Raw genomic sequence first — 26,300 nt, 5'->3', positions numbered from 1 at the left:
AGTGTAGAGAGGAGAAGATCCATCCTTGGCTGAGAACATTTTAGATAACCTCATCATGAAGCGGGAGTCCAAATCGTACGTGGATAGTCTGCATGCGATACTAACCCATACAGGCCAGTTTCAAGGTTCCAAGGTTGTACTTGCCGGATATACGGGCATGGCTTTCAAGCTGTCGGTACATCGCAGACTACTTCCCATGTCGGTTACAGCGTATGGACAATGGGGGGAAGCGCATCGTCCCGGAGTTGATAACCTGGGGATATTCACGATCTGGGATGGGGGACGTACACGTCATTCCACGTTCGGTTATTATCAGCAGGATGCAGTGAATTGGGTGAGACGGAGTATTGATGAAGGCACGGGTGTAATTTACTGGATTCCTGAGTTCGGTGTTATTCATGGATATGATGACAGTGACCGCATCTTTTATGTGCAAGACGGATGGAGCAAGGAACCGCAGATTTTGTTGTATGACAATTTCGGCTTGAATTTTACTGGATTTTGGTATTGTCAGGTGTTTGGTGATCAGGTCCGCATCCCTGAACAGCAGATGCTGCTGGAATCCCTGCGACTGGCGATTGAGGATTGGGATATTCCCTATCGTCTGTTACCTGATCAGAATATTACTTCAGGTAGAAAGGCATATGATGTGTGGGTGGAGGCCCTGCGGAGTGGGGATTTCGATGAAACCGGTGCAGGTTATATTTTGGAATCCTTCTGCCATTCGCGAACCGAAATAAGGATGTATTTGCAGGGTGTTCGAGGGATATGGAACGAACTGGACCAGGCTTGTGCATGTTATGAACAACTTGGGACGTTAATTGACCAAATGAAAGGATATATGGTTCAGCAGGAGAATAGACGTGCCTTGCGACCAGACACCACAGAAGATTTAGCACAAGTACTCGTGAAGGCGAAAGCACTGGAAGAGCAGGCCATTGATTATTTTCGAGTGATATCCAGGAAGTATCCTGACCGTAAAAGGTCCACTATACCACGGTGGGGAGCACATTCCGCACGATAGGATGAGAGGGGAAGGGAGTGAAGGATGATGGCGACAAAAGTAGTATTGCAGGACTGGCTTCAATCCCCGCAAGCTGCGAGTTTTGCTGATGAATATAGATCATGGAGCGGTGTGAGCGCATATACAGATGCGTTGTTTCGCATTTTATTACATAAACAGTGGACGGTTTTCCCACACCACATGATTGCAGGTATGACAGCAAGTGCATTCCGATTAGTGGTGGATCGGCGTCTGACGTCAGAGTCAATCTCCGCATACAATTGGATGGCAGAGAACTTTGTCGCAGCAGACTTCATTGGTGTGACAACGGGACAACATGGTGGATTTTCATTTGAACCGACTTTTCCGCTCTATCAGAAGCAGGCTCTGCTGGATATCAAAGCTTCCATTGACCGGGGCGTAGGTGCGATTCTCTGGCACGATCAATTTGTCATTGTTACTGGATATGATGATGTGGAACGGGTCTTATTCATCTGTGAAAGTCAAGGTGATGAAATCATTCGTCTGCCCTATGATTCGTTTGGTAGGAACAGTACACCCTACTGGTATTATCAGGTTCTGGAAGACTGTGCACCTATCGATTTATGGGAAGTCTGCAAGGAATCGTTAATCCAGGCCGTGTACAAATGGGAAACCCATGACTATATGCTGCCGCCCCAAGATTACGCCTGTGGAGCGGCTGCGTATGCCGCTATTGCTGCTGCTTTGCAGTCAGGAACATATGACGCTGAACAAGCGGCAACTGTACTTCGCTATTATGCCAAATCAAGATTGGATATTGCCTCTTATGTTGCAGGTCTTAAGCATCTGTCCATTCAAATGGACCAGGTCATAGACGAGTATGAGCTACTCGCAAACCTGTACACAATGATCATTGAGGAAATAGACAACGCCATCTCTTGGGATTCGAGAGAACCGGAATGTGTGCAAAGGGTAATTGAGCTTATATGGAAGGCAGGGGCTACGGAAAAACGTGCCATTGATGCCATTAAACGTGCCTTTCCAGAGACGATAGGTAATCGTTTTAAGGATGTTGGATTAAGATAATTGGAGCATGATAGAGGAAATTGAAGAACTCAGCAGGAATAAAACCGGACAGGTGCAGCCGATCCGGTTTATTTGTATTGAACATATATACACATCAACTCATGTGATCCACGCTAATCATAATTTTTACAAGAAAAAATAACCAAAATTTTAATTTTGGGGTAATCCAAATCCCTTCTTGTTCCGAATATTATATTAGATGGTCTTTTTTGGATGATGATATTCAAGGACAACAGGGGGCGGGAGTATGGTACATAATCCGGAAACCATTCAGGAATGTATCGAACATGCACGGCAAAGGCTCTACCAGATTGCAGCTCAATACCCGGAACTATGGCATCCGGAGGTTATTCGCCAATCCATGGTGCTGGATGAGTTAATTAATGAATATAACAATGCAACTCGCGGGAGAACGATCTCGAATCAACTGAAATCATGATCTTTCTGAACAAAGAATTCCAAGAAGGAATTTCGTGTGTTTGCCTTACTCTTTTACCGCCCCGAGCACAATCCCCTTTACGAAGAAACGCTGCAAGAACGGATATACGAGCAGAATCGGCAGAGCCCCAATAAAGATCTGAGCCGCGTTCACCGTACGTTGAGACATGTTCTGGAGTTGCGTTGCATCCACGTTCATGTTGGAGAAATCTTGCTGTACAATTATGGTCTGCATTAACGTGGCGAGTGGATATTTGGAAGCATCATTCATATAGATCAAACCGTCAAACCAGGAATTCCATTGACCTACCATGGTGAATAAGGAGATCGTGGCAATGGCGGGCATGGAAACAGGCAGATAGATTTTGAACAGAGTTGTGATATGGTTGGCTCCATCAATGAATGCGGCTTCTTCCAGCTCTTTTGGCACGTTGCGGAAAAAGTTCATCATGAGAATCAGGTTCCAGACAGCCACCGCTCCCGGCAAAATGAGAGCCCACATCGTATTCATCAATCCAAGCTTCTGGATCAAAATATAGGACGGAATCAATCCCCCGCTGAACAGCATCGTGAAGATGAAAAACCACGCATATAACGAACGTCCTTTAAAGTGCAGACTCTCCTTGGATAACGGATAAGCCGTCAGGAAGACAAGTGTCATACTGAGCAGTGTTCCCAGAACAGTACGCTGGACTGAAATCCAGAGTGCACTGAGAAAGTTACTGTTACCAAATGTTTTGGTGTAGGCGTCCACCGTAAAATCAATGGGCCAAAGTGTCACCAGATTGGCGGATGCTGCCGCTTTACCACTGAAGGAAACCGCCAGAATATGGACCAGCGGCAGGATGCACAGAATTGAGACGGCCGCGATGAATATCAGGTTGAAACCATTGAATATACGGTACCCGGTTGTTTTGTGATACACCTTGATTCCTCCTCAAAAAATACGGTAATTGGCGATTTTGTACGCCATCCGGTACGCAGAGATGACCAGAAACATCGCGACAAATGATTTGAATAGTCCAACGGCGGTCGCAAAGCTCATTTTGCCATTCAGAATTCCCATCCGGTAGACAAAGGTATCGATAATATCGCCTTTCTCATATACCAGCGGATTGTACAGGTTGAAGATCTGGTCAAAGCCTGCATTCAGGATATTGCCCAGCGATAACGTACCTACCACGATAATCATCGGCACGAGTGCAGGCAGGGTAATGTGCAATGTCTGTCTAAGTCGTGTTGCCCCATCCACCTCGGAAGCCTCATACAATGCGGGATTAATACCCGCAAGTGCTGCCAGAAATACAATTGTCCCGAATCCAAACTCCTTCCACACATCACTGACAACTACCGTTACACGGAACCAGTCGCCATCCCCCAGAAAGAAGATCGGTTCAACGCCAGCCGCCGCTAACACCTGGTTTACCAGTCCACCTTCCGGTGATAACATATCGAGCAGAATGCCGCCCAGGACAACCCAGGACAGGAAATGGGGCAGATACACCAAGGTCTGTGAGAAACGTTTGAACGTAGAGTTCCGAACCTCATTCAGCAAAATGGCGAACACCACGGGGGCCACAAGTCCGGCCACAATTTTCATCGAAGCAATCAGCACCGTGTTCCAGATGACCTGAACGCTGTCGGGATATTCGAACATGAACCGGAAGTTGTCCCAGCCCACCCATTTGGATCCAGTGAATCCCAGCCACGGTTTGAAATCTTGAAAAGCAATAATAATGCCGCCCATGGGCACATAGGCGAACAGTAAAGTGAGCAGTACAGCAGGCAGCAGCATCAGATGCAACGGCCATGTGCGTTTGAAATTCCAGCGGGTACGTTTGCGTGGATGGGGTGTCATTTTTCGCACCGGCGTATTGGTTGTTAACGGTTGTTCTATAGCCATCAGGGTCCCTCCTTTATCTCGTCCAGCCCTGAAAGTGAGGCGAGTAAGCCTCTCTACAGAGTGGAGCAACTGAATTATAGCAACGGAAAAGGGCGGACTATAGAACAACATTTCAATGCGGATGTTGAAATATTAACTTGTTGATGGGAATAGAGGTCTTCAAGTCACAGGAAAACGGGAGAACAAAAAATCATATAGAATTGTAAGGGCTTTCAATATAAAATAGGACTTCGGTGTAGAACGACTCCAAATTTAGGGACAGGGTGAAACGATGAAATTCACAGTATTTGCGAAGACGGTCATTCTCTTAATCTGCCTGCTCGTACCCATTCTGCTGCTGTATACATACGCGAACCAGGCAAATGTGGACATGGTCGTTGAAGAGAAACAACAGTCGAGTCTGAACCAGTTCAATTATTTCAGTTCGCAGGTGGATAAAAATATCGAGCAGCTCTCGCTGTATGGCCTGACATTGCTGCGAGATCCGAGTATCCTGCATTACCGTTACATGACGGACTCCACCAGCCAATATGAGAAGAACAGTATCTATCTGGATATTCTCGACAAATTATCGTTGTACCAGTCCACCAGCCGCTGGAAGAACGATATTACCATTGTCCTGCCACAAGCGGAACTTGTGTTATCCACCATGTCCAGCCGGACGGTCTACGATGAGAAGATGTTGACGTTCCCGCAACCTGGCCAATGGCAGCTGGAGAAGGGGAGTTTCACCTACTTTTTCACGGATAACTACGAGTGGAATGAAAAACCGATGAATACAGGCGTGCGAACGGTGATGGAGATTAATTTTGACCCGATGAACGTGGTTGCCATGTTGGATGATTTTAAAGAAACGCAGGGAGGAGATCCCTTCTTGCTGGTACCAGGTAACGATCCGTTGCTGAACCGTACGGCGGACCCCGAACTGGTCGAAGCGATCATGCGTGATATGCCTTTTAACGGGCCGGAGAGGGAAGGCAATCATCAATTGGAGGTGGGCGGTAAACAATATCTGGTCAGTTACGTGCACTCCAAACAACTGCAAGCGGTATACGTGAACCCTGTGGTATTAGATGATTTGCTGACCCCAATGGACAAGAGCCGAAATATGTTTATTACCTCCATTCTGTTACTGCTCGTGCTGAGTATCGGGGCCGCACTGCTTTTGTATCGAAAAGTTCAGGTGCCCATCCATCGTTTGATGAGAGGGCTGCAACAGATTCGCAAAGGCCAGTTGTCCACACGGATTCCGGTCGATCACTCTCGGGATGAATTCGCGTATCTCACCCAGAGCTTCAACCATATGGCAGAGCAGATTCAGGAACTGATCGAGAAGGTATACGAGGAACGTATCCGTTCAAGGGAAGCCACATTGAAACATCTACAGTCACAGATCAATCCGCATTTCCTTTACAACTGCCTGTTTTATATCAAAAATATGACCCAGCTTGGCAACCGGGAAGCGGTTATTGCCATGTCGCTAAGTCTGGGAGACTACTATCGCTACATTACGCGGGGCGAGAATGATATGACGACAGTAGAGGAAGAAATCCGGCTGCTGGACCATTATTTGTCCATTCAACAGATGCGGACCAACCGGCTGACCTACGAGATTGCCGTACCGCAGCAACTGATGTTGCTTCACATTCCGCGACTGCTCATTCAACCCATCGTAGAGAATGCGGTGATCCATGGCATTGAGCCGATGGAGGGCAGTGGGCATGTCGTCGTAACGGGGATGGCGGTACCCGAACATATTGAGGGTCGGAAATATACAAGATATAGCCTGTTTGTAGACAATGACGGTGTCACGCTGACAGCGGAAGAGATTGCGGAATTGGAACGGGAGATCAATGAACCGATGGGTGAGGAGATTGGAACAGGCACGTGGAATGTGCACCAGCGTCTCGTTACGCGATATGGGCTGTCGTCGGGGCTTCATTTTGGAGCGATTCCCTATGGTGGACTTAGTGTAGAAATTCGATGGTTTGAGGAGGAACAACCGCATGATGAATCTGATGGTCGTGGATGATGAACATTCAGCAGTAGAGTCGATCGCTGTCTCGATACCGTGGAGAGAACACGGGATTGGTCAGGTATTCAAAGCCTATTCTGTCAAAGAAGCCTTGGAACATATGGCATCACATCAGGTCCATATTATTATCACGGATATCCGTATGCCGGGTATGTCCGGTCTGGATCTGGTCAGTCACATCCGCCAAAAGTGGGAACAGACAAAATGTATTATTTTATCGGGGCATGCTTCCTTCGATTATGCGAAGCAGGCACTCAAACATGGGACAGTCAGTTATCTGCTCAAGCCGGTCCGGGACGAGGAACTGATCGAATCCGTGCAACAGGCTGTAGTGCAGATTCGCCTGGAGGGTGAGAAACAATTGCTGCATCAGCGGGCCATGTATTCGGTAAGGGAACATTTGCCTGAGAAGCGAGCGGAGCTGATGAAGGATGTATTGTTAGGGCATAAATTTGCGGATGCTGAACTCGAAGGCAAGCTGGAGCAATTGGAGATCGGGTTCCGTCCACAGGATAAAATGCAACTGTTGCTCATCCGGTATGATGACCATCAACCTACACATAAAGCGTTTCGACTGATGAAGTATGCCATCTCGAATGTAGTGGAAGAGATCTGCGGCAGTACCTATCATCTCTGCCATACGGATGATGCCTATGATGATCTGGTCTTCATGGCCAGTCCCAAACAAACTCAGGCCGAACCAGAAATGTTAATGGGCCGACTTGGAGAGCGGTTGATCCACAGTGTGAGGCAGTATCTGAACGCGACCATTTCCCTGTCCGTTAGTCGTATTGGGCGTTTCCCAGATCAGGTGCCGCAGCTATATCATCAAGCTGTGAGTGCACTTCGCAAGCAGGCCGAGGCGGGCAAAGGATTACATCTGAATGCGGCGGCAGGAACCAATGGGGCCACGTTGAAGTCTCTTGCAGCGCTGTATGAACCACCGGGTCTGACGACATTACTGGAAGCCGGGCGCATGGAGGATGCACACCGCAAGATTGATCAGATCTTTGCCGAACTGTCGAACAGTGTGTTCCCGGAGCATGTGTATGTGGCATTTCATTATCTGGCGGCAGCATTCTCCTATATGGCTCATCGGGAAGGAAGACAGTTAGCCGAAGTGCTTGGCGAGCAATACCAGCAGCTGCTCAAGGATGGTTATGGCATCTCGCTGCGTAGTCTGGAAACGTGGACTCGGTCTGTAATGCAGCAGTGGGCAGAGAGCACAAGCGATGCGGGACAGGATGCCGGATCAACGCTGATTCGGCAGGTACAGCAATGGATTGACCATCATCTTGGCGAGGATTTATCGTTACAAGTCATTGCAGGAGAGGTGCATCTGCACCCCGTATATCTGTCGAAAATGTACAAACAATCCACAGGTGAAGGCATTAGTGATTATATTATCCGTTCCAGAATGGAACGTGCGGTTCATTTGCTGAAGCATACGGCGATGAAGATCTATGAAGTCGGTCAGGAAGTGGGGTACAATAATACACCTTATTTCATTCAGGTGTTCCGCAAACATTACGGACTGACCCCGCAGGATTTTCGGAACGGTTAACAAATCGATATGAACATTGAAATTGTGATATATGTTTGCCTCCCCGGCTGCACTATCCTTTTCATGTAAGGTGCATTTGGCACATAAGGGTATCCAAGTTACCTGAGGAGGGGTTAGTTCATGTATAGAAAAATGATGACGGCATTGCTCGCAATCACGATGGTTGCTGTAACAGCATGTAGTTCGGGGGCCAAGGAAGAACCGGCGAAGGAAGCCGCTGCACCACTTGCTCTGCAAGATGGGAAGTATGAACCGGCGGTACAGATGAGTTATTTGCGGGCCTGGAATGATGATACGAAATTCAAGAACGGGGAAACAGCCCAGAACAATGTGCATACCAAATGGGCCAAGGAACGGCTTGGCATCGATCTGACTACGCCATGGGCTGTATCGGTGACCAATGATGCATTTTACACGAAATTACGCTTGTCCCTGTCCGCTAACGAAGAACTGCCGGATATCGTCTCCATTCGGGGAGACTACAATCTGGTCCGGGAATTAATTGAGTCCGGCAAATTTGCCAATGCAGGCGAGTTGTTTGACAAATACGCTTCGGACACATGGAAACAGGCATCCGAATCAGCATCCGAGGAATGGTATCCATACATGTATGAGGGCGAGCGTTATGGCATTCCAATCTTCGATTATGCCTACAACGGCGATTCGGTCATGTTTATCCGGGAAGACTGGCTGAAGAAGCTGGGACTGGAAGAACCAAAAACCATGGATGAGCTGGTTACGGTCATGGATGCTTTTACAAATCAAGACCCGGATGGGAACGGCAAGAAAGATACGTATGGTCTGACCGTGGGCATGAAAAATGCGCTCAATACCTGGATGACGGAATCCGGCTGGATCTTCGGCATGTACAACACGATGCCTGGACAGTGGAATGATGCCGGAGACGGAACACTGCAATATGGCTCCATTCAGCCAGGTGTGAAGGATGGGCTTGCTACGATGAAAGATTGGTTGTCCAAAGGTTACCTGCCCAAAGAAGCAGGCGTCTATGACGAGATCAAGGCAGCAGAATTGTTCACCGCAGGTAAAGCAGGCATTATCGTGGGACCACACTGGATGCCAAACTGGCCGATTGATGATGTGAAGAAAAATGTGGACGGTGCCACGTACAAGGCCATTGCTTTACCTACAGGACCAACAGGTGAGAGCCACCAGCATGGTTCTGGTGCAAGTAACGGCGTTGTACTGATTAACAAAGACATGGCGAACCCGGAGATTTTCTTCACGTACCAAAATTATCTGTTCGACAACTTTGCTAATCCGGAAGTGGGCAGCGAGTTCGAACATGGCTTCGCACAAGGATATGATTATGACATCGTGGATGGCAAAGTCGTTGGTGAAGCTGAAGTGAAGGACGGCGTATCACCACTCAAATATACGATTACGTATGATGGTGCACGGATTCCGAATCTCATGATGGATACGCTGGCGGAACTTGCGAAGGGCAAAGAACCGGAGACTCCTTTTGAGAAAAATACGAAGATTGCCAACAAACCGGAAGTATTTGTAGCCGCTGAGGTGGTCGTTGCGAATAAAGATAACGCCATTAAGAATAAGTTCACCGGGGCACCAACCGAGACGATGAAAATGAAGAAGGACGCAATCGACAAGTTGGAGAAAGATACGTTCAGCAAGATCATCTATGGTCAGGTAGGCATTGAGGAATTTGATGCGTTTGTGACAAAGTGGAAATCCATGGGCGGGGATGATATTACCGCCGAAGTGAACGAGTGGTATAAGACAGTCAATTAATTTAAAAAGCAGGGGAGAACTGATGAATTCATCAGTCTACCCTGCTTTTTTTGTCTCGAATAACATTTATGGAAAAATAGAACCTTTGGAGTTATAACTATTAATCTATATCGTACAGATCGATTATGACTCGCAGCGGACAAAAGTTACTTGTTTTCCTAGAATCACATTCTCAACCTTCCATCCGGCATTTAACCAGGATAGTGCCTGTGTATGATTATTGGAATTATTCACCCACCATTGTTCGCGATTATACGCTGTAGGGGGTAACGTAAATCCAAGAATCTCCTCAAGCTCTGCATATGTAAGGGTGATTGAAACTTGATTCAAATAGTTTTCCAAGGGGAAGTATTTGCTGTAGCTCATTTAGTCAGACCTCCTGAAAAGGAATACAATGATTATACAACGTGGGGATGATGATAGCGAGGGCATACCGAGAGCGTACATAGTTATGAAAAAAAAGGAATCCGTAGATCTCTTTGACCAGCAAACAACCGTGCATAAGCCTTATTGTTCCGGGTGTACTTGAGAGAGTAAAATAATAGGTAATATACGAACATCAATACGTATTTATAACATAGATGCCCCGGATTAATCCGGGATTCATAGAGGTTCAAGTGTGGTTGATGAACATCATAAGATGCATGGGAAGGCAGGAGATCAGATGAGTACACTTTATGATCAGGCGATGGAAGAGATGATTACGACGATCCATGAATGGTTTGATGAACAGGAAAAGCGGGATGACTTGGAAAGTGTTGTGAAGCGAACCACGCTGCAAATGGGTATTTTTAATGATATTGTACTGGATTACAAACCTGGACGGACCACGGTAGACAGCCTGGATCTGGGTTTGGATGATGATGATGTGAAATCAAAGCAGGCAGGAGCCTTTACCGAGGAACAGGTACGGAACGAGATCGGGCCTAAGCTTGTAGAGGTTGTTCAGGGAAGATTGGACAAGCTGGCAGATACTCCGTTGATTGACTACCGCTTCACCTTGCGAGGGAAATTCCCAACAACCGAAGGCAAGCTGCAACTGACTTTATTGGAATGGATCAACGAAGAGAAAAGAAAGCTGCTCCTTGAGCGTATTCATACCTATGTAGACAAGAGGCTGGAGAACAGTACATATCCAACGAAGCCATTGGAATCCTTCTTTTTGACGAGTCATCTGCTCGATCCAAAGCTGTTCCCGGAGTTGGATGTAGCATGGACGATCGGGCAGTATGACCGGATTCAAGAGTTGAATCAGGGTCGTCCGGAGGCACTTGCGGAACATCGTGGTGAGATTACTCGTGCAGTGACGGCATGGGCGGAGAATCAGTTTTTGCCACAGTATTATGATGTTCAGTCTTCGCCTTATCGTACCAATGAATATTCACTAAAGCCCGGAGCAACACTGGAGTCGAACGTTGAGACACAGGAAGGCCAACATTTGGACGAGCCTGGGAAGGCGCAAACATCCGAAACTCAACCAATCGATCTGCTATTATACGCGGCGGTCATGATTCTACGTTTTGAGCCGAGTTATAGTAAACCCAAAGGTGTGACTTTTCTGGAGCTCGCGAAGCAACTCGGTAGCAAACGTGCGGCACGTATGATGACAGAAGGTAGCGGAACGTATGCGAAGGACGATATTCATGTGAAAACGGAAGAAGTGGAATGCAAAGCAAATGATGTATTTGCTCTGATGACCATTCACATTCGTAAGGAAGAGGCTGGTGCCTATCAACAGGCACTTACCTTTATCACTCATTTATTGAAACAGGGCTTTCCGAAAGGTTATAAGATCAAGCTCAAGTCCAGCGTAAAGCAGTATTTGCCGATCAAAGGACTTGCGAAGTCGGATACCCACCGATTCTTTGCCAATGCACTGGAGTACCCGGAGCTGCATCCACTCCTGGAAGAGTATGCGCGTGAGGCTATCCAAGAGTTTGAGTTCTACGAGGATACCGAGGGAGAGAAAAGCTGTATGCCGGGCAGTTATGCAACCTTTGGACTGGGGCTTGTGGATGAGCAGTATTTCCCGTTGGTTGAATATTACATGGGTGAAGTGGATGATGAGCATCAGTTGATTCAGGATAAGTTCATTGCGGCATTTGTGGAAAAACAGGGTGTAACGGCTCAATCCATACCTGCGTTAGTCGCCAGCTTGCGTCGTTCGACCGATAGTCTGAAGCTGAAGATTCAGCCCGAGCTGGAGAATGAGGAAATACTCGAACTGCTGGTTAGACAGATTCAAAAACTTGAGCATTATGAAGCGGAACGTGTACTCTATCCGATCTTTGGCAAAGTGGAGAAGCTCTCAACGCTTGCTCGCAAGGTCGAAGGAAGACGGAAGGAATTATTGATGGAGCTTTTGCAGGCCGCAGAGAAATAAAAATGTAAACAACACAAGTAAGATTGTGCTTCGCTAGTAAAGTATTTTAGTGAAGTGAAAGTGCATAAGGAAAGGTGGGGGAAGTTGTGGAGGCATTGAGACGAGACATGTGGCAGGCGTTGAATGCTCAGGACAAAGAGGCTTGGATGCGTAAGCTTGTTCGTCAGTTACCAGACGGTATGGTATATGAGGGTCTCGAGACATTTGAACGATTCGGTCAGCGGATGGAGACAGGTGTATTTACGGAGGATGGGCTGAGATTTGTGTTTGTGCCTGGGGATCAAGTAACACTCGGCTGGGATCGTTGGCAGCATGGTATGAACGAAGAGACCTCAGCCGACCTGCATGAAACGGTCAGTGAGTATGGTGTGGAGGACGTGGATTCGTTTCTAGCGAGTCAAATGTCACCTGTAAGAACGGTCAACATTGCGCCGATGCTTGTTGAATGTGAACTGATCTCACTTGGCTGGATTGAAGTGTCCAAGGAGGAAGCATTTGCACAGGAAAATCCTGATTTCCCTTCAGCACTGGAGCAGTTTAAGCAGTCGGAGATCCGTGAATATGAACTGCATCAACAGTTTCGTCTGATTCGCCAAAGTGAGAATGAAGTCCGAATCCTGTGGTTCAACGAAGGAATAGAGTTGGAAGACGTTGTGAGGGAGGAAGCCGCGGCGGGCTTTGGTTTGCTGACCGAAGACGAATGGGAGTATATCTATGGCGGTGGTTGTCGCACGTTATTTCCCTGGGGTGACAGCTTCGACTATACGATGAGATTGAAGCACTTTGGAAGTCTGGAAGGCGTGGATGAGATTGTGGATGGATCGGCAGAGACGGCCTCTTCACGGGTTGAAGAAAAGGATGATTGTCCTTATGATCTGGAAATGCCAAATTTCTTCGGGGTGCAATTTGCTGGTGATCCCTACAAGTATGAGCTTACGCTCGATTCGTCTGGGGATGTGATGCCCAAAGGCGGAGACGGCGGGAGCCTGATATGTGGTGGAACAGGGCCGCTGGTTGGTTTCTTGCCTGCTGCTGCGGTCTATTATCGAGACGTTAATGCAAGTGAACTTGACTGGGAGGATTTGATGGATGCGATGGTCTATCGCAGGGTTGTTCGTTTGGCTGAACTGGCATTGTAGTCATGACGAAACGTATCTATCAAGGAAGAGTTATAATGGCGAACAATAAACGTTCAAATCCGTATGAGGATTCACCTTATGTCATCTATGCAGTAGATGGTATTCGGCTGAGTGCAGGCATACTTGTCCTGTTTTTTCTTAACGTATTTCTGCTTATTCCCGTGTTCAGTGTCCCGTTCCAATCGCTGTATGCGTATATTCTCTTGCCACCGCTAGCCTTTATGAATATATGGGCGTTTGCCCTGATTGCTGCCCCACGCAGACTCCAACTGAATTATGTATTGTTCCGAGGCGTATTTGGCATTGTTTGTTCTGTGGGATTTATGGTGATTATACAGAAGTTTGCCTACGGGATACTTGGTCTATCTACACCTTGGTACGCCATTGGATCATTTGTGGTATATGGTTTTGCCTTGTTCCAGTACGTGAAGTTTCATTTGCGTAAGCTTAAGCAGCCCCCTCAGCGTAAAAAAGGGGATAAAAGCACGGGTGTGCCTGTTGCCACAATTACGATGATTACGGGCGGAGCATATCTTCTGGCCAATATTTCACTGGCCTTTGTTACACAGCAGACTGTGGCTGTTGTGCTAATGTGTGTATACATTATGCTGGCTTTTGTGGTATTTCATTTTATCATGGACTTGCATCGGTATTACTGGCTTCGCCAGGTCATTAATAAGGCAGAGAGTTAATTGCAGATTAGGGACAGAAGAACAGGAAGAGATCTTTGTAGCAGAGCTTGAGCATACAAAACACACATCAAATCAGCCCCAACTCATAGAGTGGGACCGAAATGATGTGTGTTTATTTTTGTTTATTTTACTTTTTGTACAGATACCGCCATTTGCTCCAGTTGAGTGTGAGTCAATTGGTTATTCGGCGAGCTGACTGTTACATAACGATCATCCAGCTTGAATGTGAGCATATCCGTTTGGTCTGGTGTATACCATTTGGCTGATACGCCATTAGGCAGTTTTACCGTTTTACCATCATAGCTGAACGAGTAATCTTTAGGGGATACCGTTACATTCATACGATTAAAAACAAAGTTTACACCATCACCACCCGCACCTACGCTTTTGAACGTATCTCCAGCAACCATATGTTGTGGGGCATAGGCTGTTGTGAACCCGTCAAACTTCGCAAATACTTTGCGAATGTTATCCAATTGTTGTTTGCTATAGTTCACATCTGCAAATGCAGTGATCCCTTGATCATTGTTGCTGTTGGCTTTTTGAACAGAGACAGCGACTTGTTGCAACTGAGCTTGGCTCAGCTTATGATCCGGGGAGCTAAGGGTAACGTAGCGATCATCCAGTTGGAATGTGAGCATGCCCGTTTGATCTGGTGTGTACCATTTGGCAATAACACCATTGGACAGTTTCACGTCTTTGCTCGTATAACCGTCCGAATAATCTCTTGGAGACACATCCACTTTCATATGGTTGAAAACAAAACTGACGCCGTCGCCACCCGCACCTACACTTTTGAACGTGTCACCTGCGATCATCTGCTGAGGTGCATAAGCGGTCTCGAACCCATCGAATTGTGCAAAAGCTTTTTGGATCGCCTCTTTTTGTGCTGCGCTATACGTTACATTTGTCAAAGCTGATGGATTGCTTGTTGCTTGGCCGATAATGACCTGTCCTTTTTTGCCGTCATAGGATACAGGCACATGCAGTGCATCGGCAAGCGCTCGTACGGGCAGATAAGTAGAGTTGTTATAAGTAATTGGCGCAAGTTTGTTGCCATTGCCATCCGTTGGTGAGTAAGCCGCGCCATCGACATTAAAGCTGATTCCATGGTTAAGGTATGCAGAGATTTTCTCCAGTTGCGTTCCGGCAAATACACCCGTTGCTCCTGTTAATGTCATGCCCAGTACCATCATCGTTGCTACGGATTTCTTCATGTTTTTTTTCATCATATATCTCTCCTTCAAGTTGGGGGTTAGTTTTGTTTAATGGGCTCGCTGTCCCTTATGGCTTTATATTAAACCCCGAACATATCCAGAATAATTCTGAATTATCTCCAACTTGTAAACATGTGTATATATACGGAGAATGTAGAACAAAAACTGAAGTTGCTTGGCGTGTTTGAACGTATTCTTTGCCGAATCGAAACATTTTAGTTAAAAAGATAGAGGATTAGTCCGCCAAAACCAAGGACAATCGCACCAACGTATACATAGGAAAGTTTGCTTAGGTTTTGCTTTGTGCGGCGGTCATATTCGGGGTTGCTGGTCTGATTGGCTTTGGAATTTCCGATGATCATGGTAGCAATACCTCCAAACAAGGCGATACCCACAATTAAAACATAAGGCAACCAGGTCATGAATGGACCTCCTTCGCGGATAATATGTTATGTCCTTATTGTACTTCAGGATGACCTTTGATGTAAGCTTTAGTTGAGAAATAAAGGAAAATGAAGTATCTATATTACAGTATGTATGTGGTCTTGGATCGGAAAGATCACTACAATTTTATATTTTTTTAATTCAAAAAAACCTTGATACAACAGGCGTTCGCAGCTTTCTTCACTGAAGGCTGTGAATTTTTTTTGTCCACAGAGTGATCCAGAATAGAGAACCCTGCGTTACACCCTATGAAGACGACGACGAGGAAAGAAATTATACACACAACATAATCGAGGAGTGAACACGTAATGAAAATGAAGATGAAGAAGTTTATCGCACCTGTACTTAGCATGACACTGTTGATGCCGGGGATCGCTGGAGCAGCTGCCGCACCACAGACACCAATGACCATGATGAAAGCATCCGTGAACACACCTGCGGCTGACCTGAGAGCAAACCTGGACCACCTGTTGTCCGAGCACTTTGCACTCGCAGTAACGGCAATGGCCAAAGCATATGACGGAGCAAAAGATGCAGATGCAGCCTACAAAGCACTCGACCAGAATGCACTGGATATGCAACCGGCAATCGCTTCCCTATACGGTGACGCAGGTGCCAAAGAATTCGAACGCATCTTCCGCGCTCATAACAAATACACAGATGATCTGGTGAAAGCAACCAAAATGGGCAACCAGGCTGGAATCAAACAAGCACAAGCAAACATCAACGGTTTCGTGGATGAGTTCTCCACATTCCTGAGCACAGCTACCGAAGGCAAGTTGCCAAAAGCAGCAGCCAAACAGGCGCTGAAAGTACATGAAGATCTCGTGCAAAAAGTATTTGATGAGTATGTAGCTGGAGATTACGCTGATGCATACAAGGCTTACCGTGAAGGTTTCAAAGAAATGTTCGACGTAAGTAAAGCACTCTCCACAGCAATTACGACACAAATGCCTGAGAAATTCGAAAATACCAAAGCGGATACAAAAGCAGCTGATCTGAGATCTGCACTTAACCACTTGGCTTCCGAACACTTTGCACTTTCGGCTCTGCAAATGCAAGAGGAATTCGATGGACGCACAGCAGCTTCCAACGCACTGGTTACAGCTGAAGCTGGAAACACAGCTGACTTCAAAGCAGCGATTGCTTCCGTTTACGGTAACGATGGTGCCAATGCTTTCGAGAAAATTTGGGTAACGAACCACGTTAACGCACAAAGCGACTATGTAAAAGCTGTTAAAAACAACGATGCTGCGGCTCGTGCAACAGTAGAGAAACGTATTGATGGATTTACAACAGAATTTGCTACATTCCTGGATTCAGCAACAGCTGGCAATCTGCCAAAAGCAGCAGGACAACAAGCGCTGACAACGCATGAAAATCAAGTACAAAACGTATTGAATCAATATGCAGCAGGTAACTATGATGCTTCTTACACAACAAATCGTGAAGGCTTCAAAGTGATGTTTGGTGTAGGTCAAGCTCTGGGTAACGCCATCGTGACTCAATTCAACGACAAATTCCAAGAGCCAGCAACACCAGCACCAGCGCCAGATATGACAACGGTGTGGATGCAACTGAACAGCAAAATGCTGAAAATTAACGATAAAACAACCAACATGGATACCACACCAGTGCTTTGGAAAAACACAACATACATTCCATTGCGTTTCCTGAGTGAAGGTATCGGTGCAACGGTGAAATGGGACAAAAAAGCACAACAAGTAACGGTAATGGCTGGCGATGATACCCTTGAATTCTGGGTGAACAACAACGTTATGGAAGTGAACGGTGTGAAGAAAAACGTGGGTGCAACGGTATTTGTAAATAAAGATGGACGTACGCAAGTGCCTCTGCGCTTCATTGCTGAACTTCTGAACTGGGACGTGAAATGGGCACAAAAAGATGGCTCCATTACGCTGACGAAATCGATGTAATAGTAGAGTGAAACAAGATTAAAACAAAAAGAGCTGCCCCATACGGCAGCTTTTTTGTATTCACCCAAAAGTTCAAATATTTGGTATAATCATCGAGTAATGACCTACATAACAGCTTGAATAGCCGATGGAGTCTAGAATGATGTATGATAATTTGGTATAAGCAAAATGAAGAGGGGGACAGAGGAATGAGTACATCATCAAAATCGGAGCGTCCAGCGAGAAATGTGGATACCCGGTTATTTGTCGCTTGGGCCGTTTCCGTTATCGCAACAGGGGGGAGTCTCTATTTCAGTGAGATCAAGGGCTTTCTTCCATGTGATCTGTGCTGGTACCAGCGCATATTCATGTATCCACTAACGATTTTGCTGGGCATTGCCTACTTTAAGGATGACGTGGGCATCACGAAATACGTGCTCCCACTGAGTTTCGTCGGTGGCGGCATTTCGTTATATCATGTAACGATTCAGCGTATTTTTTCGGCTACAGGTAATGCCGTCGCATGTGGTAAGGTTCCATGTTATACCGACTATTTGAACTGGTTTGGTTTCATCACTATTCCATTACTGGCACTGATCGCCTTTATTATCATCATCGTGATGCTGTGGGGTATCGGCAAAACACCAAAATCTTCTTAATAAGAAAGGATAGATGGTGATGAGCGGACAAGTTCGTTGGTTCATGCCCTTCGTTATTCTGCTCCTCCTGACGGTGGGATGCTCTTATGAAGAACAGTCACAATCGGGCGAGATGCCGGAGATGATCAAAGTGAAACTTGACGTTCCAGAGAAAGCTTCTCTTCATGAACCAACACGGTTGCAGGTGAAGCTTACACAGGGAGATGCACCGTTAAGTCATGCTGACCATGTGCAATTCCAGATCTGGAATGAGCTTGATGATCCGCCTTCTGTATCTCCGGAACAAGGTATGATGACAGCGGACGAACTGGAGAATCAGGGGGCTATAACTGCCAAGGAGGCAGAGGAAGGGCAGTATGAAATCCAGCATACCTTTGAAGAACCAGGTACGTATGTGGTACAGGTCCATGTTACGCACGGAGCTATGCATAGCATGCCGAGAGCGAGAATTGTAGCGGAATGAAGCAGCAGGCGGGTACCAAGGCTTTGGTTCAGGTTTAGCAATAGGTTTATAATGTTAAAGGTATGAAGAATGTTGTAGGAAAAGAGGCTGTTATGGCAACTATTCATGATGTTGCACTCAGGGCAGGAGTTTCTGTAACTACCGTCTCGCGTGTATTAAACAACCGGGGATATATCAGTCAGAAGACTCGGGACAAAGTGTATCAAACCATGGACGAACTGAACTATCGACCCAACGAAATTGCCCGTTCTCTTCTGCGTAAGCAATCCAATGTGATAGGCTTGATTATTCCCGATGTATCCCATCCGTTTTTTGGAGAACTGGCTAGCTATGTTGAGTATCATGCTTACCAGAATGGATTTAAAATTATGTTATGCAATTCCCACATGGACCCTTCCAAAGAGCGTGAATATGTGGAAATGCTCAAGGGTAATCGCGTGGATGGCATTATTATGGGAAGTCATACACTGGAAGTTGATGAGTATATGAATCTGCATTCCCCAATCGTGACCTTTGATCGTAAGATCGGTGAAGACATCCCGTTTATCTCATCTGATAACTATCAGGGAGGGGTTATGGCTGCTGAATTGTTGCTCTCGAAGAACAGACGACATTTGGCACATATCTGCGGTAATTTGGAATTGCAAATGCTGTCCAATCGCCGGACGACAGGTTTCGTTGATACATTGCAGGCTCATGGAGTCAAACCGGTCATGATTCATGAAACCGATCTGAATGTGTTTGATCAGCATCAGTATACGGAATTGGTGGATAAGCTGCTTGCACAACACCCCGAGGTGGATGGGCTCTTTGTAACGAGTGATCTGATGGCGGTGCATGCGCTGAAGCAGATCGTGTTAGGTGGGCGCAAGGTACCCGACGATATTGCTATTATAGGTTATGATGACAGTCGTGCGGCAGCGTATACGGTGCCTGGCATTACAACGATCAGGCAGCCGGTGGAGGCCATGGCTAAGCTGGCGATTGATCTGATTCGGCGCCAGCTCGCGGAAGAGAAGATCGGAATGGAGCATATTTTGCCAGTTAACATCGTGGAGAGAGAGACGACCTGATACAGGTCGTTTTTTCCTATTCGTTCTTTTGCCACGAAGAAATGAAGTCGAGAAAAATTTTTTTTGAATGGTATGTCAAACGATTGACATGTCAAACCTTTGACATTATAATTCGATTTGTAAGCGTTTCCTTTTAAACTATTGATCGGGGGCCATAACAAGATGAAAAGAGAACAGAGATGGATGAAATTATCGGTATTGTCATTGATTATGATGCTTGTATTGTCGGCATGTGGAAGTAAAGCAGCGACGGAGTCCAACTCCTCCTCAGAGGGTAGCAACAGTGAGAGTGTAAAAATCACCTTGCTTAATTCCAAGTCGGAAATTAACAGTCAGTTGGAACAAGCAGCTAAAGACTTCCATGCCGAAAATCCAAATATAACACTCGAAATTGTACCTGTAGGCAGTGGACAGTCTCCGTTTGAAAAAGCGTCTGCTCTGTATGCCTCCGGCAGCCCTACAACGATGATGATGCTGGATACAGGAGATGTCGAGAAATTCAAGGATCGTGTTCTGGATCTCACATCCGAGTTTTGGATGAAGGATGCTGTGGAGAACAGTACAGCGGCTACAACGTTTGATGGCAAAAATTATGCCTTCCCGTTCTCTATTGAAGGATATGGATTCATCTATAACCAGAATGTCTTGGATCAGGCGGTAGGTGGGACATTCGATCCAAAGTCTGTACAGACCACTGCACAGCTTGATGAGTTGTTCCAAAAGATCGCTGCTACTGGAAAATCACCTTTGATTGTATCTCCGATGGATTGGTCGCTTGGTGCGCATTATCTGGGGCTTGCATATGGCGGGCAGTCTTCAGACCGTGCGAAGGTGGATCAATTCATTACTGATCTGAAGGCAGGTCAAGTGGACCTTGCTTCCAATGCCGTGTTTAATGGCTTGTTAGATACATTTGATCTGATGAAAACCTACAATATTGACAAGGCTTCTCCACTGTCCGGAACCTATGAGCGTGGACCTGAAGTGCTTGGCAAGGGTGAGGTAGGTATCTGGTTCCAGGGCAACTGGGCATGGCCACAAATTTCAAGCTTTGATACAGCAGATGGAAAATATGGCTTCCTCCCGGTACCTGTGAGCAATAATCCAGATGATTTCGGTAATACGCAAATCTCTGCTGCCGTATCCAAACGAATATTGCTGGATAAGGAAAAGAGCACACCAGCGCAGCAGGAAGCAGCGAAGAAATTTTTGGACTGGATCGTTTATAACGAAAAAGGTCAGGATTTCCTGGTGAATCAAGCCAGTATTATTCCGGCATTCAGCAACATTACATTGGAGCCAACCGATCCACTTGGCAAATCCATTAGTGAATACATCAAGGCAGGCAAAATCGAGGAATCAATGAGCACACTTCCTGCGGATCACTGGTCCAAACTGGGTGCATCCATGCAGAAATATTTGGCTGACGTCATTGACCGTGCCGGACTTGCCAGTGAAATTCAGGCATACTGGAGCAACGTGAAATAAAGGAATTAATCATAGCCCTGTGCAGCACATAGAGAGAGACTTGCGGTACGCCGGAGATGGTGAACATACAGCTTCCACACGAGGTCTGTTCGACTTGTTTCCGGTATAACCGCCAGGCTAATCATTTGGATAGAGTGGAGGTTGACAATGCTGACCGAAAAAGGATTATGGACACGTCTGCGCACCCGCCTGATCTTTACTGGCCCGACATTATTTGCGTTTGCTACGGTGATGATTATTCCATTTTTGTATGGTATTTATTTGACGTTTACGAACTGGGATGGCATTGCCATAGATCAAAACTTTGTTGGCTGGGATAATTACATCGGTGTGTTCAAGGACACCGTGTTCTGGAAATCATTTGGGATGACGCTGGAGTACGTATTTATTACCGTTGTGCTGACCAATGCGGTTGCCTTCCTGCTCGCTTACGTTGTAACTCGGGGAATGAAGGCACAGGGCTGGTTTCGGGCTGGATTTTTCCTGCCAAATCTGGTGGGCGGAATCGTGCTTGGTTTCATCTGGCAGTTTATTTTTAATCAGGTACTCGTCTTTGCAGGACAAAAAATGAATCTCACGCTGTTCTCCACCTCTTGGTTGGCTGATCCGGATAAAGCGTTCTGGGCTCTCGTTGTGGTGACCGTTTGGCAGTATGCCGGTTATATGATGGTTATCTACATTGCAGGACTGATGAATGTGCCGAAGGATGTTATGGAGGCAGCCAGCATTGATGGGGCAAGTAATCGCAAAATGCTGGCGCGCATTGTATTGCCACTGATGGTTCCTTCGTTTATTGTATGCATCTTTTTGTCACTGCAACGGGGATTCATGGTGTATGATCTGAACGTCTCTTTGACCAGTGGCGGGCCCTTCAAGAGCACAGAGATGGTATCCATGCATGTTTATGAGCAGGCCTTTCTTGCTCGTGACTACGGATTGGGTCAGGCAGAAGCCTTTGTTCTGTTTATCCTTGTAGCCGCCATTACATTGCTCCAGGTCTATTTCAGCAAAAAACTGGAGGTCGAGGCATGATGGCTGGACAATCGCGCATTCTCAACTGGATGAAGTTTATTGCATTAATCATTGTGATGATTTTGTTTGTATTTCCGTTTGTGCTTCTAATCGTCAATTCGTTCAAGGCTAACCAGGCAATTACCTCCGATCCGCTGGGCTTGCCAAGCTCCTTTCAATTCGATAATTACGTCAATGCGTTTGACAAAATGGGATATGTATCCGCATTCAGCAATTCGTTGCTCATTACCATTGCAGGTGTATTACTGATTGCTCTTTTTGCGGCGATGACAGCCCATTACTTTGTTCGTCACAAAAGCAAGGTGAATCAGTATCTCTTTTTCCTGATGGTAGCTGCGATGATTATTCCGTTCCAGGCCATTATGATTCCACTGGTTAAAATATACGGCTCGCTCAGCCTGCTGGATAACAAGTGGTCGCTGATCTACATGTATATTGGCTTTGGCAGTCCGCTCGCCGTATTTATCTACCATGGCTTTATCAAAAGTATTCCCCTGGAGCTTGAAGAAGCGGCTCTAATGGATGGCTGCGGCAGAGTGCAGACCTTTTTCCGTATCGTACTGCCAGTGTTACTGCCAACAACCGTAACGATTAGCGTGCTGAATGTATTGTGGATATGGAATGATTTTTTGCTGCCATCCTTGGTACTGACTTCATCCGAGCAGCGTACGCTGCCGTTGTCCACGTTTTATTTTTATGGGACATATACAGTGGATTACGGTCCATTGATGGCTGGTCTGGTGTTGACCCTGCTACCTGTCCTGATCGTTTATCTGTTTGCGCAGAAGTACATTATTCAGGGGGTCATGCAAGGGGCAATCAAATAAGTTCAGTCGGGTGATATAGAGAGACAGGAGTGAAGGACATATGAACCAGGAACGACACGAGAAGCAGGAAATAGACACAAGGCAAGAGACAGACCTTGGACTGACGAGTTCTTCGGCTCAAACAAAGGAGAGGTATACACTCGCCCGGGCCAACGCATATATCAAGGAGCATCGACATCAGGTTGATCCAACCTATCGAATGGCCTATCATTTGATGCCAGAGGTGGGCTGGATGAATGATCCCAACGGCTTCATATACTTCGGTGGGATGTATCATTTGTTCTATCAGCATTATCCCTATGAACCGGTATGGGGGCCGATGCACTGGGGCCATGCGGTGAGCCGTGATTTGGTTACGTGGTCTTACCTGCCTGTTGCACTGGCGCCCGATCAGAGCTACGACAGTGGAGGTTGTTTCTCCGGAAGTGCAATCGTGCAGGATGGCAAGTTGGTGCTGATGTACACGGGACATGTCGTGACTGGACCTGACAAGGATAACGATTACTTGCAGACACAGAATATCGCTGTCTCGGACAATGGGATTGATTTTGTCAAAAGCACGATCAATCCGGTCATTCGGCTGGATCAGATTCCGGAGCATACGAGTACGAAGGACTTCCGTGATCCGAAAGTGTTTGAACGAAACAGTGTGTACTATTGCGTCCTTGGATCGAATGATGCTGCGGGCAAAGGTGTCATTCTGTTATACCGCTCAACGGACTTGCTGGATTGGAGTTATGTCAACATTATGGCCCAGAGTGACGGGACGCTTGGCGACAATTGGGAATGTCCCGATCTGTTCACATTGGATGGCCGAGATATTCTGATCATGTCTCCGCAACGCATGCCTGCTCAGGGAGATAACTATCGCAACTTGCATTCGACCGTTTATATGATGGGAACGCTGGATGAAGACCAGGGTGTGTTGAAGTACGAGCAGTACGTTCCGTTGGACTGTGGCTTCGACTTTTACGCACCTCAGACGATGGAGGATGCACAGGGACGACGAATCATGGTGGCTTGGATGGATACGTGGGAAACGGAAATCCCGACACAACAGTCCCATGCCTGGGCTGGAGCGATGACGTTGCCAAGACAATTGATTCGTAGGGGAGAACGATTGATATTCCAGCCTCTTTCCGAACTTATACAGTACAGGTCGGAAGGCACCGAGCAGTATGGTATACATTTAAATGGTGATGAACATGATTTTGATCTTGGAATCAGTGGAGACCGTTACGAACTGTATGCTGTATTCGAAGCGGAACAGGCACAACACTTTGGGTTAAAGCTGCGCACGGGTGAGGATGAAGAAACCGTGATTTCCTATGATGTAGAGCAGCGTCGTTTATGCTTGAATCGCGAGCAGGCCGGACAAGGGCCGGGCGGAGAACGAGCTGCAACAGTGGAACTGCTTGACGGGAAACTGGAACTTCATATCTTTATGGATGTCAGCTCCATTGAGGTGTTCATTCAGCAGGGGGAGCAAGTGATGACAGGACGGATCTATCCTGGGCCGAACTCAACAGGTATTAAGGCTTTCTCGTCCGGAACGTGCACGTTGACCGAACTTCGGAAATGGGATTTACGAATTCCTCGATAAAATCTTTTCTAAAATACAGCCTTGACCTTGAAGTATGCTTCAAGGTTTATTCTTTTTTTATCAAGAAATATTGGAGGCTGAATAATGAGAATTTTAGAATGGATTTTGGTATTGGTAACCGTAGCTGCTACGGTACTCATGCTAGTGTTTCCGAAGCGCCGGGCAATAACAGTGGGCATACTCACAGCTCTGGTTCTGGCAGTGCTTCTGCATGGCTTGATTAATTCATTTCGCGTGCAGATGATACCAACCTATATCGTTACACTTGTATTATTCATTACGTTAATCATTCAACTCATGAAATCATACCGCGGTGATCGTTATGTTCAGAGCGTGCGGAGACCCAACCGTCTTTCAAGAATAAAGATGACGCTGATATTGATTCTGCTTCTGGCCTTCAGTGCAGGTTCAATCATACTGACCTGGCTCTTACCTGCTTTTACGATGCCTGAACCAACCGGCACATATGCCATTGGCACGTTCTCTCAACACCTGGTGGATGAATCTCGCGAAGAGACCAAAACACCCGAGGCAGGAGATAAGCGGGAACTTATGATTAATGTGTGGTATCCGGTGGATCAGAAAACCGCCCAAGGGCTGCCGCTGGAGCATTACCCTAGTGAATTGGGAGAAGCGATCAGTCTGGTGTTTGGCATTCCGTCTCAGGTGTTCAGTTATCTGGATACCATTCCAACACATGTGGTGCAAGGAGCTGAGATGTCCGCCGTCCAAAGCAAGTATCCGGTTTTGCTATTCTCGCCGGGTATCCGCTCAGCCCGTTTTCAGAGCATGACGATGATTGAGGAGCTGGTTAGCCACGGTTACATTGTGGTGGGGATAGATCACCCTTATACGTCAGCACAAGTGACATTCCCCGATGGACGTGCAGTCTCCTATCAGGCTGACCCTGACTTCCCAACCTCCAAAGAACTATATCAATATAATATAAAAGGTATAGGTATTCGTGCAGAGGATGCTAGCTTTGTACTGGACACTCTCACACAGTGGAATTCACATGATCCGAATCAATTGCTCGAAGGCAAGCTTGATCTGGATTCTGTCGGTATCTTTGGTCACTCCTACGGCGGTGCAACCACGGCGGAAGCGCTGGCTCAGGATGACCGTTTCAAAGCAGGACTTAGTTTGGAAGGCGGTTTCTGGGGTAAAGTATCCACAACAGCCTTGAAACAGCCGTTTATGTATATCATGTCGGGTGGGACAGCCAAAAGTCTGGACCCGGACGCCACTGCCAAGGATAAAGTATTTTATCCCGAGTTTGAGCCTGATTTGGATCGGGTGATGTCAAACAGTCTTAATGATACCTATTATCTGACAGTGGAGAATTTATTTCATCAAAGCTTTACGGATATTTCGTTAATTTCACCAAAAATGTTTGCCAGAGGTATGACGCCAGAACATAATGTGGATATTACCAGATCCTATACGCTGGCCTTCTTTGATCATTATTTGAAGGGGGAGGAGCAGCCGTTGTTGCAAGGCCCTTCATCTAAATTCCCTGAGGCCACTTATGATACCAAGTATACCAAGCTACGTCACCAAAAAGCGGAATAACCCAGCAG

The 26,300-nt window shown here is 46.5% G+C and carries 23 protein-coding genes; 18 read left to right on the top strand and 5 right to left on the bottom strand.

The window, feature by feature from the left end; translation table 11 throughout:
* The first annotated feature begins 25 nt into the window (after positions 1 to 25).
* From MHI52_RS27050 to MHI52_RS27040, 3 genes are all read left to right on the top strand, one after another.
* On the top strand, positions 26 to 1,024 hold the full coding sequence (locus MHI52_RS27050) for a hypothetical protein (protein ID WP_405157977.1): 999 nt from the start codon (positions 26 to 28) through the stop codon (positions 1,022 to 1,024).
* A 24-nt stretch (positions 1,025 to 1,048) separates the two neighbouring features.
* Positions 1,049 to 2,071, top strand: coding sequence for a hypothetical protein (locus MHI52_RS27045; protein ID WP_405157976.1), 1,023 nt, complete (start codon positions 1,049 to 1,051; stop codon positions 2,069 to 2,071).
* A gap of 247 nt (positions 2,072 to 2,318) precedes the next feature.
* A complete protein-coding gene (locus MHI52_RS27040) occupies positions 2,319 to 2,510 on the top strand; it encodes an aspartyl-phosphate phosphatase Spo0E family protein (RefSeq protein WP_036606805.1) in 192 nt (63 codons plus the stop codon).
* 45 nt (positions 2,511 to 2,555) lie between these two features.
* Here the strand turns inward: MHI52_RS27040 and MHI52_RS27035 are convergent, their stop codons facing one another.
* Both MHI52_RS27035 and MHI52_RS27030 read right to left on the bottom strand, forming a co-directional pair.
* Complete coding sequence (locus MHI52_RS27035) at positions 2,556 to 3,434, bottom strand: carbohydrate ABC transporter permease (protein ID WP_047841631.1); 879 nt, start codon at positions 3,432 to 3,434, stop codon at positions 2,556 to 2,558.
* 12 nt (positions 3,435 to 3,446) lie between these two features.
* Positions 3,447 to 4,367: a sugar ABC transporter permease gene (locus tag MHI52_RS27030; RefSeq protein ID WP_036668173.1), complete on the bottom strand. Its 921-nt coding sequence runs from the start codon at positions 4,365 to 4,367 to the stop codon at positions 3,447 to 3,449.
* Positions 4,368 to 4,683: 316 nt separating this feature from the next.
* Between MHI52_RS27030 and MHI52_RS27025 the strand changes: the two genes are divergently transcribed.
* The 3 genes from MHI52_RS27025 (at position 4,684) to MHI52_RS27015 (ending at position 9,784) form a co-directional block, all read left to right on the top strand.
* Positions 4,684 to 6,444, top strand: coding sequence for a sensor histidine kinase (locus tag MHI52_RS27025; RefSeq protein ID WP_076328858.1), 1,761 nt, complete (start codon positions 4,684 to 4,686; stop codon positions 6,442 to 6,444).
* Complete coding sequence (locus MHI52_RS27020; RefSeq protein ID WP_405157975.1) at positions 6,419 to 8,011, top strand: response regulator; 1,593 nt, start codon at positions 6,419 to 6,421, stop codon at positions 8,009 to 8,011. Before MHI52_RS27025 ends, MHI52_RS27020 begins: the two co-directional genes overlap by 26 nt.
* A 120-nt stretch (positions 8,012 to 8,131) precedes the next feature.
* On the top strand, positions 8,132 to 9,784 hold the full coding sequence (locus MHI52_RS27015) for an extracellular solute-binding protein (RefSeq protein WP_405157974.1): 1,653 nt from the start codon (positions 8,132 to 8,134) through the stop codon (positions 9,782 to 9,784).
* Positions 9,785 to 9,907: 123 nt separating this feature from the next.
* Here the strand turns inward: MHI52_RS27015 and MHI52_RS27010 are convergent, their stop codons facing one another.
* Entirely contained in the window at positions 9,908 to 10,150 is a 243-nt protein-coding gene (locus tag MHI52_RS27010) for a hypothetical protein (protein ID WP_036606815.1), read from the bottom strand.
* Between the two features lie 298 nt (positions 10,151 to 10,448).
* Between MHI52_RS27010 and MHI52_RS27005 the strand changes: the two genes are divergently transcribed.
* The 3 genes from MHI52_RS27005 to MHI52_RS26995 all read left to right on the top strand — a co-directional run bounded on the left by MHI52_RS27005 (position 10,449) and on the right by MHI52_RS26995 (position 13,998).
* Entirely contained in the window at positions 10,449 to 12,167 is a 1,719-nt protein-coding gene (locus tag MHI52_RS27005; RefSeq protein ID WP_405157973.1) for a DUF6138 family protein, read from the top strand.
* A gap of 86 nt (positions 12,168 to 12,253) precedes the next feature.
* Complete coding sequence (locus tag MHI52_RS27000; protein WP_405157972.1) at positions 12,254 to 13,306, top strand: hypothetical protein; 1,053 nt, start codon at positions 12,254 to 12,256, stop codon at positions 13,304 to 13,306.
* Positions 13,307 to 13,341: 35 nt separating this feature from the next.
* Positions 13,342 to 13,998 carry a hypothetical protein gene (locus MHI52_RS26995; RefSeq protein WP_127546645.1) on the top strand — a complete coding sequence of 219 codons (657 nt, stop codon included), beginning with the start codon at positions 13,342 to 13,344 and terminating at the stop codon, positions 13,996 to 13,998.
* Between the two features lie 122 nt (positions 13,999 to 14,120).
* Here the strand turns inward: MHI52_RS26995 and MHI52_RS26990 are convergent, their stop codons facing one another.
* Both MHI52_RS26990 and MHI52_RS26985 read right to left on the bottom strand, forming a co-directional pair.
* Positions 14,121 to 15,230, bottom strand: a complete 1,110-nt coding sequence (locus MHI52_RS26990; protein WP_405157971.1) for a stalk domain-containing protein — start codon at positions 15,228 to 15,230, stop codon at positions 14,121 to 14,123.
* A 200-nt stretch (positions 15,231 to 15,430) separates the two neighbouring features.
* On the bottom strand, positions 15,431 to 15,637 hold the full coding sequence (locus MHI52_RS26985; protein ID WP_017692174.1) for a hypothetical protein: 207 nt from the start codon (positions 15,635 to 15,637) through the stop codon (positions 15,431 to 15,433).
* Positions 15,638 to 15,973: 336 nt separating this feature from the next.
* Here MHI52_RS26985 and MHI52_RS26980 point away from each other — a divergent pair, with 336 nt between their 5' ends.
* From MHI52_RS26980 to MHI52_RS26940, 9 genes are all read left to right on the top strand, one after another.
* A complete protein-coding gene (locus tag MHI52_RS26980) occupies positions 15,974 to 17,596 on the top strand; it encodes a copper amine oxidase N-terminal domain-containing protein (protein WP_405159428.1) in 1,623 nt (540 codons plus the stop codon).
* A gap of 188 nt (positions 17,597 to 17,784) precedes the next feature.
* Complete coding sequence (locus MHI52_RS26975) at positions 17,785 to 18,234, top strand: disulfide oxidoreductase (protein WP_047841622.1); 450 nt, start codon at positions 17,785 to 17,787, stop codon at positions 18,232 to 18,234.
* Between the two features lie 43 nt (positions 18,235 to 18,277).
* Positions 18,278 to 18,697, top strand: a complete 420-nt coding sequence (locus tag MHI52_RS26970) for a FixH family protein (protein ID WP_405157970.1) — start codon at positions 18,278 to 18,280, stop codon at positions 18,695 to 18,697.
* Between the two features lie 92 nt (positions 18,698 to 18,789).
* Positions 18,790 to 19,770: a LacI family DNA-binding transcriptional regulator gene (locus MHI52_RS26965; protein ID WP_076319690.1), complete on the top strand. Its 981-nt coding sequence runs from the start codon at positions 18,790 to 18,792 to the stop codon at positions 19,768 to 19,770.
* Between the two features lie 162 nt (positions 19,771 to 19,932).
* Positions 19,933 to 21,258, top strand: a complete 1,326-nt coding sequence (locus tag MHI52_RS26960; protein WP_405157969.1) for an ABC transporter substrate-binding protein — start codon at positions 19,933 to 19,935, stop codon at positions 21,256 to 21,258.
* Positions 21,259 to 21,405: 147 nt separating this feature from the next.
* Positions 21,406 to 22,290, top strand: a complete 885-nt coding sequence (locus MHI52_RS26955) for a carbohydrate ABC transporter permease (RefSeq protein ID WP_036606829.1) — start codon at positions 21,406 to 21,408, stop codon at positions 22,288 to 22,290.
* A complete protein-coding gene (locus tag MHI52_RS26950) occupies positions 22,290 to 23,117 on the top strand; it encodes a carbohydrate ABC transporter permease (RefSeq protein WP_036607075.1) in 828 nt (275 codons plus the stop codon). The genes MHI52_RS26955 and MHI52_RS26950 overlap by 1 nt, the downstream gene beginning before the upstream one ends.
* Before the next feature lie 40 nt (positions 23,118 to 23,157).
* Positions 23,158 to 24,720 carry a glycoside hydrolase family 32 protein gene (locus tag MHI52_RS26945; RefSeq protein WP_405157968.1) on the top strand — a complete coding sequence of 521 codons (1,563 nt, stop codon included), beginning with the start codon at positions 23,158 to 23,160 and terminating at the stop codon, positions 24,718 to 24,720.
* Between the two features lie 84 nt (positions 24,721 to 24,804).
* Positions 24,805 to 26,292 (top strand): alpha/beta hydrolase family protein, encoded by a 1,488-nt coding sequence (locus MHI52_RS26940; RefSeq protein ID WP_405157967.1) that lies wholly within the window; start codon positions 24,805 to 24,807, stop codon positions 26,290 to 26,292.
* Positions 26,293 to 26,300 lie beyond the last annotated feature (8 nt).

The organism is Paenibacillus sp. FSL H8-0283 (assembly GCF_045040675.1).
In the GTDB taxonomy this organism is placed as follows: Bacteria; Bacillota; Bacilli; order Paenibacillales; family Paenibacillaceae; genus Paenibacillus; species Paenibacillus amylolyticus.
Note: the sequence above shows the minus strand (reverse complement) of the source record. Positions and strands in the feature narration are given on the sequence as shown.